Annotated in this window: 11 protein-coding genes; all 11 read left to right on the plus strand. The window is 38.9% G+C overall.

Annotated features, from left to right (window positions below):
* The first annotated feature begins 7 nt into the window (after positions 1-7).
* The 11 genes from VFDL14_RS11885 (at position 8) to VFDL14_RS11835 (ending at position 14,226) form a co-directional block, all read left to right on the plus strand.
* Positions 8-826 carry a capsule biosynthesis GfcC family protein gene (locus VFDL14_RS11885; RefSeq protein WP_032551191.1) on the plus strand — a complete coding sequence of 273 codons (819 nt, stop codon included), beginning with the start codon at positions 8-10 and terminating at the stop codon, positions 824-826.
* Positions 826-3,084, plus strand: coding sequence for a YjbH domain-containing protein (locus VFDL14_RS11880; RefSeq protein WP_032551192.1), 2,259 nt, complete (start codon positions 826-828; stop codon positions 3,082-3,084). Before VFDL14_RS11885 ends, VFDL14_RS11880 begins: the two co-directional genes overlap by 1 nt.
* Before the next feature lie 603 nt (positions 3,085-3,687).
* Positions 3,688-4,824, plus strand: coding sequence for a polysaccharide export protein (locus tag VFDL14_RS11875; RefSeq protein WP_032551193.1), 1,137 nt, complete (start codon positions 3,688-3,690; stop codon positions 4,822-4,824).
* Positions 4,825-4,886: 62 nt separating this feature from the next.
* Positions 4,887-5,327 (plus strand): low molecular weight protein-tyrosine-phosphatase, encoded by a 441-nt coding sequence (locus tag VFDL14_RS11870; RefSeq protein ID WP_032551194.1) that lies wholly within the window; start codon positions 4,887-4,889, stop codon positions 5,325-5,327.
* A gap of 120 nt (positions 5,328-5,447) precedes the next feature.
* A complete protein-coding gene (locus VFDL14_RS11865; RefSeq protein ID WP_032551195.1) occupies positions 5,448-7,622 on the plus strand; it encodes a polysaccharide biosynthesis tyrosine autokinase in 2,175 nt (724 codons plus the stop codon).
* An 828-nt stretch (positions 7,623-8,450) separates the two neighbouring features.
* Positions 8,451-9,227 carry a glucose-1-phosphate cytidylyltransferase gene (rfbF, locus tag VFDL14_RS11860; protein ID WP_032551198.1) on the plus strand — a complete coding sequence of 259 codons (777 nt, stop codon included), beginning with the start codon at positions 8,451-8,453 and terminating at the stop codon, positions 9,225-9,227.
* The gene (rfbG, locus tag VFDL14_RS11855; protein ID WP_032551199.1) at positions 9,227-10,327 is read left to right on the plus strand and encodes a CDP-glucose 4,6-dehydratase; all 1,101 of its coding nucleotides are present in this window, start codon (positions 9,227-9,229) and stop codon (positions 10,325-10,327) included. Before rfbF ends, rfbG begins: the two co-directional genes overlap by 1 nt.
* A gap of 9 nt (positions 10,328-10,336) precedes the next feature.
* A complete protein-coding gene (locus VFDL14_RS11850; protein WP_032551201.1) occupies positions 10,337-10,747 on the plus strand; it encodes a dTDP-4-dehydrorhamnose 3,5-epimerase in 411 nt (136 codons plus the stop codon).
* Complete coding sequence (locus tag VFDL14_RS11845; RefSeq protein ID WP_050487416.1) at positions 10,748-11,626, plus strand: SDR family oxidoreductase; 879 nt, start codon at positions 10,748-10,750, stop codon at positions 11,624-11,626.
* A gap of 15 nt (positions 11,627-11,641) precedes the next feature.
* A complete protein-coding gene (locus VFDL14_RS11840) occupies positions 11,642-13,033 on the plus strand; it encodes an oligosaccharide flippase family protein (protein WP_032551202.1) in 1,392 nt (463 codons plus the stop codon).
* Positions 13,034-13,104: 71 nt separating this feature from the next.
* Positions 13,105-14,226 (plus strand): glycosyltransferase family 4 protein, encoded by a 1,122-nt coding sequence (locus tag VFDL14_RS11835; protein WP_160168790.1) that lies wholly within the window; start codon positions 13,105-13,107, stop codon positions 14,224-14,226.
* The last annotated feature ends 1 nt before the right edge of the window (position 14,227 follow it).

Consider the following 14,227-nt stretch of genomic DNA (forward strand, 5'->3'; position numbering starts at 1 on the left):
AGACAGTATGAAATCATTAATGAAATTCGGTAAACGTGCTGCATTGGCTTCGCTTTTCTCTTCGTTATTCCTATCAAGCGTTGCAAACGCCCTTTCTTTAGAACAAAAAACACAAGAGCTTAGTGTAGAGTTGCCAGTACAGGGGATAACCCTCAAATATTCACAACCTGTTCGCCTTGAGCAGGTGTTAGGTGACGCAAAGGCCAATGGTGCGTTAGGTTATTTTCCACTCTCAGCACAACTGTTTGATCGCAATGCACAACAGGAAGTTGATACTTTAAAAGCACAAGTTATTGAACAGTTGAATCAATTAGCACTTCAAGAACCGCAAGTAAAATCTGTGATTACGCAATTGGAGTCCTTTGAATACCAAGCGCGTTACTTTGTCGATTTAGATAGAAACGCAGTGATCTCCCAACCAGAGAAAAATCCGCTCTTACTTTCAAAAGACACTGTACTTGAAGGGGATAAATCAAACCAAGCGCAGCGCTTTGACTTGTATCTCACCCAAAGGGCAACAGATCTAACTTTGGTTGGGGCCGTAAAACAAGCACACAAACTTAAATTGATTGAACATGGTCAATTAGATAACTATCTCTCTATGCTACCAGAAGGTGAGTTACTTGACATTGCGGATAAAAGCATAGCGTTTGTGATTCAGCCAGATGGCCATGTTGATGAGGTAAGCTACGCCTACTGGAACAGTAAGCAAGCTTACTTCGCTCCAGGTGCGATTTTGTTTATTGCCTTTGATTCTTTACCCTCTGAGTTTTCAACTTTGAATCAAAATATTATCGAACTTCTACGTCATAAGGTTAATTTGTAATGTCGGCCAATCAATCATTCCCATTAACGCTTCTTGCAAGTTCGATTACTGGTGCTTTACTGGCTGTGAGTGGCTTTTCTGCTAACGCGCAAGAACAGCAACTTATGGAAGTCGAGGTTTCAAGCTTTAATCCTCCAGAGTTAAAGCATTCGCAAACCAACTTTGGTGGTGTGGGCCTAATGCAGATGCCAACCGCACGTATGTCACCGGAGGGGGAGTTTAACTTAAGCGCATCATTCAATAACGAATATTATTTTTACAATGTTAGCTTACAGGTAATGCCTTGGTTAGAAACCACAATTCGTTATACCCAAGTTCAAGACTTGCTTTACAGCGGTAATGATAGTGCAGATTGCTCTCAGAACAGTTTTAGTGGTTGTACTAAGTACACAGATAAAGGTATCGACTTTAAAGTTCGCTTAATTGAAGAAGGTTACTACCTGCCAGAGTTATCTGTCGGTGTCCGCGATTTTGGTGGTACAGGCCTGTTTGATGGCGAATTTGTTGCAGCCAGTAAACGATTTGGCCCGTTAGATGTAACCTTAGGTATGGGCTGGGGTTACATGGGCACCAGCGGTAACTTCACTAACCCATTCTGTAAGGCCAGTGATAAATTCTGCGAGCGACCATCAGATACCAAAGGCAATGGTGGCATGGTGGATTTTGAGCGTTGGTTTAAAGGTGATGCAGCAATTTACGGTGGTTTGGAGTATCAAACGCCATTTAAGCCACTAACGTTAAAGCTCGAATACGACAGTAACGACTATTCACAAGATTTCCCCGTAGTGCGTGGCGGTGTTGATATGACGCAACATACCCCTTGGAATATAGGGGCTCTGTATCGCTTCAATGATTGGGCTACAGCCAAGGTGAGTTACGAGCGCGGCGATACCTTAACTGTGGGCTTTGACCTATCTACTAACTTCAATGAAATCGCCTCAATTTGGCGTGATACTGAAGCCGCAATGCTTCGTCCTACTGAAGCGAGCAACATGGATGAGGTTGATTTAGCTAAGCTGACAGAAGAGTTGGATACCATCGCAGGTTATGAGCAAGCACAGGTTCTGGTTGATGGCAATACGCTGGTGGTAAAAGGCGAACAGGTTAAATACCGTGATCGTGAAGTAGCACTTGAGCGTGGAGCTACAGTAATTGCTAATCACGTTCCTGATTACATCAATACCTACCAAATTGTTGAAACTAGCAGTGCAGGTGAGCTTTCACAAACCGACATCAACGCTGAGCAATTTAAAAAAGCGGCCAGCTACTCTTATTTAGATTCTGACATTAAAGACTCGACTCAAAGTAAAGATGTTGCATTGACCTCAGCAGTGGAGTACCACGATGCACGCGAGCGTTTTGATGTTTCAGTATCTCCAAACCTAGCCCAATCTTTTGGTTCCGCTGAAGATTTCTATCTATATGCTTTAGGCTTGTATACCAACGCCTCTTTCTGGGCGACTAATAACATTGAGTTATCAGGTTCTCTGTATATCAACCTTATCGATAACTACGACAAGTTTAACTACACGGTTCCAGAAGACGGCACTGACCAAACTGCAAGGGTGAGAACCCTGTTCCGTGAATATGTAGAAGAGCCAGTTCGTTTAGACAGATTACAGTTAACCTGGTTTGAAGATTACGGTAGCGGTATTTATAGCCAAGCTTATGCAGGTTACCTAGAGAGTATGTTTGCGGGTGTCGGTGGTGAAGTACTTTACCGCCCATACAATAGTAACTGGGCTATTGGTGCCGATGTAACAGCGATTAGCCAACGTGATCCAGATAGCTGGTTTGAAACCTTTGATGAAGAGTGGCAAGCGCATCCAACAGATCCGAACCGTTCTTACCGAGTTATTGATAAAGGCACCACAGGCTTTGTGACTGGTTACTACATGCCACAGTGGGAGTTCTTGACTGATACGCTATTTAAAGTTGGCTTTGGTAAGTTCCTAGCTGGCGATGTGGGTACCCGAATCGATTTCTCGAAGCAGTTCAAGAGTGGCGTAATTGCTGGTGCATTTGTTAGTTTAACGGACTTAAGTGAAGAAGACTTTGGTGAAGGCAGTTACACAAAAGGTTTCTACGTATCAATTCCATTTGATTTGCTAACTGTAAAACCAAGTTCAAACCGTACTCAATTCACATGGCAGCCTTTAACCCGTGACGGCGGTCAGGTGCTAAACAAGCAGTACAACTTGTTTGACCAAACCGACGCAAGGTCGCCATGGTTCCAAAGGCCAAGTAAAGTTCAATGATTTAGAAGATACGAGTAACTTAAGAGCAGATAAGAGTAAACGAGATTCGGGATGCGAAGGGCTGTGCTTTTTCGCATCTCGTTACGTTACGCGAATGCCGTATCTGCTTTTAAATCTCTTCGTCACCCGTTTACTCTCATCTCGAATCTGCTCTTCTATCTTTTCGCTTACTCGACCCCCGTATCTCTAATCTACTCTTTTGTCTTTTCGCTACTCGTTCATTCGAATCCCGCCACTGTTCTTGGTATGCAACTTTATTCTTATTTTTTCTAAGCATTTAACCATTCAACAAGGTTGATAATACCAACAAACTGTGGATAATACATACGGATTAAATTTGAGCATGTTTTTGATACGTGCTTTATAAAATCACCATTGGCTTTTCTTTACCGTTCAAGGGGCCGCTCATGGTGCACAAACAACTACGCAGTGTGATGTCGCGGTATATCAACGGGCGGTAGCGTGCCCGAAAGCAATTTAAAGTGGAACCGATATCAAACTATCACTCCTTTTCCCCTCCGTCTAAGCCATTGCCAGTGGTAAGGTCATTTACTTTGTATCACTCGGACGTGATTACATTTTCTCAACTATGATTTGGTTAACATGAAGATTAAGAAAAATCGTCTCCTTCTTGCGTTACTACCCGCCTTATTGGTTGGTTGTACGACTCCAGGCACGCACCTTACTACCGATGATAAGAATGTGATCCTTCCTTCTGAGGAACAACAAGCTGCGGATATTTCAGATGTTGTTAACCTTTACCCGCTAACCGCTCAAACGGTCTCTAGTTATAAAAGCCAAACTCAGTCAGTATCTCAAGCCAATCCAGAGTTAGATATCGATATCGCTAAGTATGAGTACAAAGTTGGCGTGGGCGATATTTTGAATGTCACAATTTGGGATCATCCAGAACTGACAATTCCAGCTGGTTCCTATCGCAGTGCTTCTGAAGCTGGTAACTGGGTACATGCTGATGGCACCATTTTCTACCCTTATATTGGTACAGTAGAGGTAGCTGGTAAAACTGTTCGTGAAATTCGTGCAGATGTTGCTGAGCGTTTGGCGAAATATATTGAAAGCCCGCAGGTAGACGTCAATGTTGCGGCTTTTCGCTCAAAGAAAACTTACATTACAGGTGAAGTATCAAGTCCAGGCCAACAAGCTATTACCAATATTCCTTTAACTCTGCTTGATGCGGTGAACCGCTCAGGTGGATTATCTGAAAATGCTGATTGGCGTAATGTATCTTTAACACGTAATGGTGTTGAAGAAAACATTTCACTATATGGGCTGATGCAGCGCGGCGATTTGACTCAAAATCGTTTGTTGCAGGCCGGTGATATTGTTCATGTACCACGTAATGATAATCAAAAAGTCTTTGTGATGGGGGAAGTAAATGAGCCTAAGTTATTAAAGATTGATCGTGTTGGTATGAGCCTTACTGAGGCATTAAGCAATGTAGGCGGCATTAACCAACTCTCTGCAGATGCAACCGGCGTGTTTGTGATTCGTACCTCTGATAACAAATCGGAACGCATGGCCGATATTTATCAACTTAATATGGAAGATGCTTCTGCGTTGGTTATCGGCACTGAGTTTGATTTGAAACCGTATGATATAGTATATGTAACTGCAGCTCCGATAAGCCGCTGGAATCGTGTAATTGGACAACTTGTTCCGACTATTAGCGGCTTCAATGAGTTGACTGAAGGTGTGCTTCGAATTCGTAACTGGCCGTAAATAATACAATTAATATCGGGTCACATTTTGTGTGGTCCGGTTTATATGGTTGATAGTAATTTATGTTTAATAAAATTCTTGTAGTTTGTGTTGGTAACATTTGTCGTTCTCCAACAGGCGAGCGTGTTTTACAAAAACTATTGCCAAACAAACAGGTCGCATCAGCAGGTATTGCAGCAGAAAAAAGCCGTTTGATTGGTATGCCTGCAGATGAAACTGCAATTTTGATTGCTGCCGAAAATGGCGTTGATGTGGAAGGCCATCAATCACAACAAGTCACGCCCCAACTTTGTGCGCAGTATGACTTGATATTAGTGATGGAAAAAGGCCACATGGAAGCGTTAACTCAGATCTCTCCAGAAGCGCGCGGGAAAACCATGCTGTTTGGTCAGTGGCTCGGACAACAAGATATTCCAGATCCATATCGCCAAAGCCGAGAGGCATTTGAGCATGCCTATAAGCTGATTGATAAAGCCGCACAAGCGTGGGCGAAACAACTGTAGTCGATTAGCAAAACCTGTTACTCAGTAGAGTAAGCTTTGAGTTAGCAGAAACGATTTAGGTTGGTTTGTTTTCAATAAATCAACTAACAAAATAGTACGAATTTAGGAAATAGTAATTCGATGACAACACAACCATCTAGGCAAACAAAGACTGATAACTCAGATGAGATTGATTTAGGAAAACTGTTTGGTATTTTGCTCGATGCTAAGTGGTGGATTATCTTTACCACGTTTACCTTCGCCCTAGGAGGTGTCGTATTCGCAATGTTATCTACACCTATTTACAAAGCCGATGCATTAATCCAAATTGAGGAGAAAAGCTCTGGAGGCATTTCCTCAATGGTGGGTGACATGGGCGAACTGTTCGCTCAAGAGTCTTCAGCCGCTACTGAAATCGAGATCATCAAGTCGAGAATGATCTTGGGTGAAACGGTTGATAAGTTTGATTTAACCACAGTTACCACTCCTATTTACGCTCCTTTTGTTGGCAAAGGTATCGCTCGTTTAACTGGTGATGATAATAACATATCAATTAGCCGTTTTGTTGTACCAGGCTATGCTAGTGGATATGCTCATACGATTCGTATTCTAGATACAGAGCAGGGTACTTACCAGCTAATTCGAGAAGACGAGCGTATCATCCTTGAAGGACAAGTTGGTCAATTGGTCGCTTCAGGTGACTATAGTCTATTTGTGGCAGGTTTTGAATCTCATAATGGTTTTGAGTTCGCTATTAGTAAGCGGAATCGTCTAGAAGCAATTGAATGGCTTAAGCAGTCTCTATCCTTGTCTGAGCAAGGCAAGCAGACGGGGATTCTAAAGTTAAGCTTTGAGGGCGAAAATAAGCAGCAAATTTCTGAAATCTTAAACCATATTAACCAAATCTACTTTTTACAAAATGTTAAACGTAACTCTGCAGAAGCAGAAAAGAGTTTAGCATTTCTTGAAGGCCATCTTCCGGGTATCAAATCTCAGTTAACGACATTTGAAGATACGCTGAATAATTACCGTCAAGAAAACGAGTCTATTGATTTAGGCTTGGAAGCTCAATCCACACTTAAAGTGATGGTAGAACTGGAAGCGCAGCTGAATGAACTGACTTTTAAAGAAAGCGAAATTAGCCAACGCTTTACAAAAGATCACCCAGCTTATAAGTCTTTGTTAGATAAAAGAGAAACGCTTTTAAAAGAAAAAGAGCGTTTAAACCAACAAGTTCAAAAGCTACCTAAAACGCAGCGTGAAGTACTACGAATGACACGTGACGTTGAAGTAAACCAACAGATTTATATTCAATTGTTAAACAAGGTACAAGAGCTAAGCATTATCAAAGCGGGTACCGTGGGTAATGTACGAATTTTGGATGATGCGCAAGCTTATGCCCGTGCAGTAAAACCGAAGAAACCACTGATTGTTGTATTCGCTACACTAATTGGATGCATGCTAAGCGTGGCATTGGTTTTAGTGAAAGCAGCGTTTCACCGAGGTGTTGAAAATCCGGAACAAATTGAGGAGCTTGGGTTACCAGTTTACGCAGCAGTGCCTAAATCGGACCTGCAGTTAGAGTTAACCAACCGCTTTAAATCTAAGAGAAAACAAACTTTTGGTGCGCAGGCTCTGCTTGCAGAATCTAACCCTGCAGATCTCTCAGTTGAAGCGCTACGTGGTCTTCGTACAAGTTTGCACTTTGCAATGCTTGAAGCCAAAAACAACATTTTGATGATCTCTGGCCCTGCGCCAGGTATTGGCAAATCTTTTATCTCGACTAACTTTGCTGCAGTCGCTGCAAAAACTGGTCAAAAGGTACTATTGATTGATGCGGATATGCGTAAAGGCTATTTGCAACAAAGCTTTGGCTTGAAGTGGGATAATGGCTTATCGGATTTGTTGAGTGGGAAGCAAGATTTTACTCAATCGATTAAATCAACTCCGGTTGAAAACCTTGAGATCATCACTCGTGGCCAAGTACCACCAAACCCATCAGAGCTTCTAATGCACCCACGTTTTGCGGAGCTTATGGAGTGGGCATCGAAAGAATATGACCTAGTAATAGTCGATACACCACCAATATTGGCTGTAACCGACCCAAGTATTGTAGGCGCATTTGCTGGTACCACGTTGATGGTGGCGCGATTTGGCCAAAATACGGTGAAGGAGATCGATGTCGCACGTAATCGATTTGAACAATCGGGTATTGAAGTAAAAGGTGTTATCTTTAATGCTATAGAAAAGAAGGCATCAAGCTCTTATGGGTATGGCTATTACTCTTACTCTTATTCAGCTCATAAGGGTGATTGATTTCACATAAATAGATAAGAGCCATGTTTATGATATTTATAATATCCAGTTGTATCTAAAATTAAAGCAATGGTTTTAATGATTTTTCAATTATTATAAAAAAGTTATCCATCTTCTTGTTTTAATTCTTTGAATACAGAAAACTATGGGTTTACCCGTAGGTTAATTCCTTTGGAAACGGGATGATGGTTAAATATAACATTACACCTTATCCCATAGTGTTTACGACATGAAATATCACGTAGTTTGGGTAACTAAATACCACAGAAAATCCAAAACCCTGGATTTTGCAACTACTTGCGTAAGGTTATACCAAAGTAACGCGAAGTTTACCTGGCGCTGAGATAAAGACGATAGGCTTTGATGGGGATCATTTGTATATGATGATTCCCTGAGTACAGCCTCTCGGAGGTCATGGGTAAACTAAAAAGCCATCGTCGCACCAAGTTCGAGAAAAATTCAGTTGGCTAAGTAAGATTTACTGGAAAGATAACATTGCTTCGTCGCCTGGTTAATTTGTCAGTTGCATAGGTGTAAATCAAAAGTTGATAGCTAATTACGTTAGACATCAGGGCGAAAAGGATTCAAGTCAACTCCACGTTGGGCTGTAATAGTAAGTCCTCCGTGCATGTACAGGGGTATCTATATTAAAAGCATGAGTTCGAAGATATCACCAGTAATCTGTTTTTTATCAAAAAACAACTGTTTGATTTTGAACGTCTTAACTGTTCATGATTTTTTAGTTGGTTTAAATGACAATCAATAACCCTATCATATTAGGTTTTTATTATTGGTTTATTAGGAATAATATACTCTCCAGGAGAAAAGATGAAAGCTGTAATTCTAGCCGGTGGTTTAGGAACTCGTTTGAGTGAAGAGACAGCAGTAAGGCCAAAACCTATGGTTGAAATCGGTGGTAAGCCTATTTTATGGCACATTATGAAAATGTACTCTGTACATGGAATAAATGATTTTATTATATGCTGCGGTTATAAAGGTTATGTAATAAAAGAGTACTTCGCTAATTACTTCCTTCATATGTCAGATGTAACATTTAATATGAAAGATAATGAAATGGAAGTGCATCATAAACGCGCAGAGCCCTGGACTGTTACTTTAGTTGATACAGGTGATCACTCTATGACTGGTGGCCGATTGGGGCGTGTAGCTGAGTATGTAAAAGATGAGGAAGCATTTTGTTTTACATATGGAGATGGTGTCTCTGATATAAATATTAGTGAAAGTATTGCTTTTCATAAAAAACATGGGAAACAAGCTACTTTGACTGCGACCTTTCCTCCAGGTCGTTTTGGTGCTTTAGATATTCAAGAAGGAAAGGTTGAGAGTTTTAAAGAGAAACCGAAAGGTGATGGAGCTATGATTAATGGCGGCTTTTTTGTTTTGTCTCCTGAGGTATTAAAGCATATTGAAGGGGATGATTGTACTTGGGAACAATATCCTCTAAATAAGTTAGCAGAAGATGGGCAGTTAATGGCTTATCAACATCACGGTTTTTGGCAGCCAATGGATACCTTGAGAGATAAGATACAACTTGAAGAGCTATGGGCTAACGGTGTAGCACCTTGGAAAACTTGGAGTAAATAATGTTTAATAATGTTTATAAAGATAAAACTGTGCTAGTTACCGGTCATACGGGCTTTAAAGGAAGTTGGTTAACTTGCTGGCTTCTAAAGTTAGGGGCTAGAGTAATCGGTGTATCTGATGTAGTCCCAACTAAACCATCAATGTTTGAAGAAACAGGGCTAGAAGGAAAAATAGAACATTATTTTTGTGATATAGGGAGTCTTCAAGATATTAAAAAGATCATTCAAGATAGCAAGCCTGATTTCCTATTCCACTTGGCAGCTCAGCCTATTGTATCGGTATCTTATGAAAATCCAATAGAAACTATTAATACTAATGTGATGGGTACCGCCAATATATTAGAATCTTTGAGGTGGATATCTAATAGTTGTACGGCAATTTTTATTACCTCAGATAAGTGCTATGAAAATGTAGAGTGGGAGTGGGGCTATAAAGAGACAGATGCTATTGGTGGAAAAGATATTTATAGTGGTTCGAAAGGAGCGGCCGAAGTGATATTCCACTCCTATCAACAGTCATTTTTTAATGGTCAAAATGAACATGTAAGACTTGCGACTGGCAGAGCTGGTAACGTTATAGGTGGAGGCGATTGGGCAAAAGATAGAATTGTAGTTGACTGCATGCGTAATTGGTCTCGTAAAGAAGTCGTTGAAATTAGAAGTCCAGCTTCTACAAGGCCATGGCAACATGTTCTTGAGCCTTTGAGCGGATATCTAGATTTAGGGCAGAAGTTAAGCTCTAATATTGAACTACATGGTGAATCTTTTAATTTTGGTCCAAGGGCTGAACAAAGCAGAAGTGTAATTGAATTACTTGAAGATTTGAGTAAGTATTGGGAATTTGAAACTGTCGATGAGGCTTATAAAGTTACTGGAAATATTCCCTTTCATGAGGCTGGTCTATTAAAGCTAAACTGTGATAAAGCATTGTTCCACTTAAAATGGGAAGCATGTTTAGATTACAAAGATTGTGTTGAATTTGTAAGTGAATGGTACTTTTCTTTTTATAATAAGGGATTAGATATGTATACAGAAACATTAGATCAGATATCGAAGTATGAAGAAAAAGCAGTGAAAAGAAGTATTGACTGGGCCATATAGGATCATGAAATGAAGGGTGTAAGTATAACAAATCTCAAGCGCATATCTAATCCAAAAGGAGATATTCAACACGCGTTGAAATCTACAGAGGATGGTTTTACTAAATTTGGTGAAGCATATTTTACTCGTGTCGGTAAAGGCGATATTAAAGGCTGGAAAAAACATGAGAGAATGGAGTTGAATTTAGTTGTTCCTGTTGGTGCAGTCACCTTCTTTATTCATGATGAAACTACAAAGGTGACAAAAAAAATACCTATAGGCGAAAAAAATTATGTTCGTCTAACTGTTGATGCTGGCTTATGGGTCGCATTTAGAGGTGACGATGATGGAGTTAACTTAGTATTAAATATCGCATCCATCGAGCACGACCCAGATGAATCGATTACAACAGATTTGGTCAACATACCCTTGGAATCATGAATGAATATTGGAATTACAGGTACAAATGGTCTTTTAGGGTCCGAGCTGTTAATTAAGGTTAGAGCCTGCGGATTAAAAGCAACCGTTTTGGACAGGTGCCGTTTTTTAATCAGCGATGGTTTAAAAAATGCAATTGAATATATCGATAGTTTAGGTTGTGATGTCGTTGTTCATTGCGCAGCGAATACTAATCTAGAGAGTTGTGAGATAAATCCTCAAGACTGTTACAGTGACAACGTGATTCTCAGTGAACTTCTAGCAAATGCATGTCGACTGTTAAATGTTAAGTTTGTATTTATTAGTAGTACGGGGGTATATGGTAGCTCAAAAAAAACACCTTATCATGAATATGATGAATTGTTACCAACAACGGTACATCACAGATCAAAGATGTTAGCTGAAAACGCGATACTAAGTCAAAGCAATGATGCTCTTATTATTAGAACAGGATGGCTTTTTGGAGGTGATTTTAATCTACAAAAAAACTTTGTTGCCAACCGAATAAGAGAGGCTGTTCTTTCAGGTGGGGAAATTAAGTCAGATGGCACCCAGTATGGTAACCCGACATATGTTAAAGACGTATCCGATATTATAATAAAACTTGTATATGATGGTTGGGCGGGAGTTTTTAATTGTGTAAATACTGGGTCTACATCGAGATATGGTTACGTGAAAGAAATCATTAATTATGCAAAAATTGATGTCAATGTAGAGGCTGTCCATACCCCTTTTCCTCGTTTGGCGAAAGTGTCAGAAAATGAATCAGCAGTTAATCTAAAACTTTCTCGTATTGGTTTTAAGGGCATAAGGCCATGGGAGGAAGGTTTAGATGAATATATAAGAAGTTCTACAGAGGATATAAAGAAGATATTTAACTAATGATAGATAGTACTGATGATAAAAAGTATTTTTACAAATAGCTTTATTGTAAGCGCTCTGACGATATTACAATTTTTTGTAATGTTTTTGTCACAAGTAATGCTCGCAAGAATAATTGAGCCTGAAGTATTTGGTGTTTTTGCCATAATTACTGTTATATCTATGTTTTTTCATACGGCAAGTAATTTAAACTCTGATCGATATATTATAAGAGAGCAGGCAGACATTGAAAAAAAAATGGACGTCACGTTCACGATGGAGCTATTATGGAGTTTGACTATATTTATTATTGCTATCTTTATATTACCATTTGTACTTTTATGTATTGATCGGCAAGATATTTTGGTTTATTGCCAGGTTTACGTAATAGCTTGTCTGTTTAACCCATTTTCCAAACTTAAGTCTCTAATGGAAAAGGATGCGAGTTTTGTAAAATCTAGTGTGCCGATGGTTTTTTCGTCGATAATTAGTTCTATCATCGCTATTGTTATGGCTAATCACGATGCTGGTTTATGGGCTTTGGTTGTATGGCGGTCTTTGAGTTATATCATTGAAGGCATAATTATATACGCTATTTCGGAATATAAACCTAGGTTAAAATTTGATATAGATATTATAAAAAAATCGCAAAGGTTTTCATATCCATTAACAATTGGCTTAATTGTCTCATTTGTATACGGTAATGTGGATTATATTATAATTGATAGGTTAATAGATGTTAATTCTGTTGGGTTTTATTGGCTAGCATATCAAACATCACATTATTTTTTAGCCATTAGAGGAAGCATTAATCGAGTTGTGTATCCTGCATTGTCAAGAATTGAAAGAAGTAACGACAAAGAAATATTATTTGATAATGTGAATTTTATAACATGTTTTGTGTATATTATTCCAGTAATAGTAACGTTTTTTTTAGGTGACGAATTTATAGTATATGTATATGGTCAGGAATGGTCTGAATCTGTTATTTTGTTTAAGATTTTCATGTTGGTTGTTTTATTTAAGGCCGTTGCAAGTAGTGCAGGACCTCTTCTCCATATTAATGGGAACACGCGTAATGATCTGGAAGTTGCTCTAATTAACTTGATCCTTCTCCCTATTGCTATTTATATTATGGTTAAATATTATGGTGTTGTTGGAGCAGCCGTTGGGGTTGGAGTTATTAGTACATTTTCTGGATTTTATGTTTACCAGCGTTATGTTAAAGCAATTACAGGAAAAGGCTATTTTAGATACTTTGGCAAGCTGATTTTTATTTGCTCTGTAGTTTTCTTTTGGGATTTTTTATTTCATAGTGAATCTGTTCTTATAGGCTGTATTTATACTATAGTGGCAGTTACTTGCACCGTTCTTCTGTATTTTAAGAGACTTAAATACTTGCTTTCTGGGGTTAAAAGAGGGGTTTAATGAGAGTTGTATATTACTCGGGGTCTTACGACATAAATTCATTGGGTGCTACGAGAACTATAGACTTAATGATGGTTAAGAGCCTAGTTGAATTAGGTTATGAAGTTTGTTGGGTAGCTCGTGGCGCCCAAGATATTGTGGAATGTGAATTTTGGGATATTTCCTCATCTAGATTGAAAAGCTTTATCAGCAGATTAATTAATAAATTAGATAGAGAGTTATTTGGCAAGAGTATAAATGATATAGCGATTAAAGAGTTTATTAAATATGATGGTAAATTCGCGAAGCTAATAAATAGAGGTTTAGTCAAAGTAGATAGCAATACTATAGTAATTGCTAGAAACGGAATGTCTCTAGAGTCATTTAAAGCTGCAAAAAATCATGGCGGAGTGACAGTTTTACATTCGCAATGGTTACATCCCTTAAGTCATAAAAACGCATTAACCTCAGTTTATAAAAAACTTAATATAAATAGTAAGCCCATTCCATTATCGAGGACTCAACGTCAATTGGAAGAGATTGCTATGGTCGACAAAGTATGGTCAATCTCCAGTCTGGTGTTTGAATCTTACCTTGAACATGGTTTTCAAGAAGATAAAATTATTAACTGTCCATTGGGTGTTGACCTTGATAAATATAAATATATAAAAAGTGATTCAAAGAGTAAAAAGGTTTCTATCGTTTTTGTTGGTAATGTAAATGCAGAAAAAGGCGTTCATGACTTATTTGAAGCTTGCTACCGTTTGGGTTGTGCAGGTAAAGAGTTCAAACTTGTTTTAAATGGTGCCCTTGCTCCCGACTTTAGGCCTATTTTTGATTGTTATAAAGCTAAGTTAGCAAGTCGATCTATTGAAATTGATCTATGTCCCGGTGACCCTTTAGATAGTTACACTAATGGTACTTTTTTCGTTTTACCCTCAATACATGAATCTTTTGGTCTAGTTGTATTGGAAGCTATGGCAAGTGGTTTACCTGTGATTGTTTCTAATAAAGTTGGGGCTAAAGATTGTGTCATAGATAAAAAAAATGGATTTATATTTGATGTCGGTAATGTTGACGATCTAACCCAGTATATGTCAGAGTTGATCGATAACCCTAAAATGGTGTTGAGTATGGGAAATGAATCATATCGTTTATCTAAGGGTTATAGCTGGTTAGAAATAACAAAAAAAATGATGGAGGAGTTGAATTAAT

It is taken from the genome of Vibrio fortis (assembly GCF_000695685.1).
Classification (GTDB): Bacteria; Pseudomonadota; Gammaproteobacteria; order Enterobacterales; family Vibrionaceae; genus Vibrio; species Vibrio fortis_A.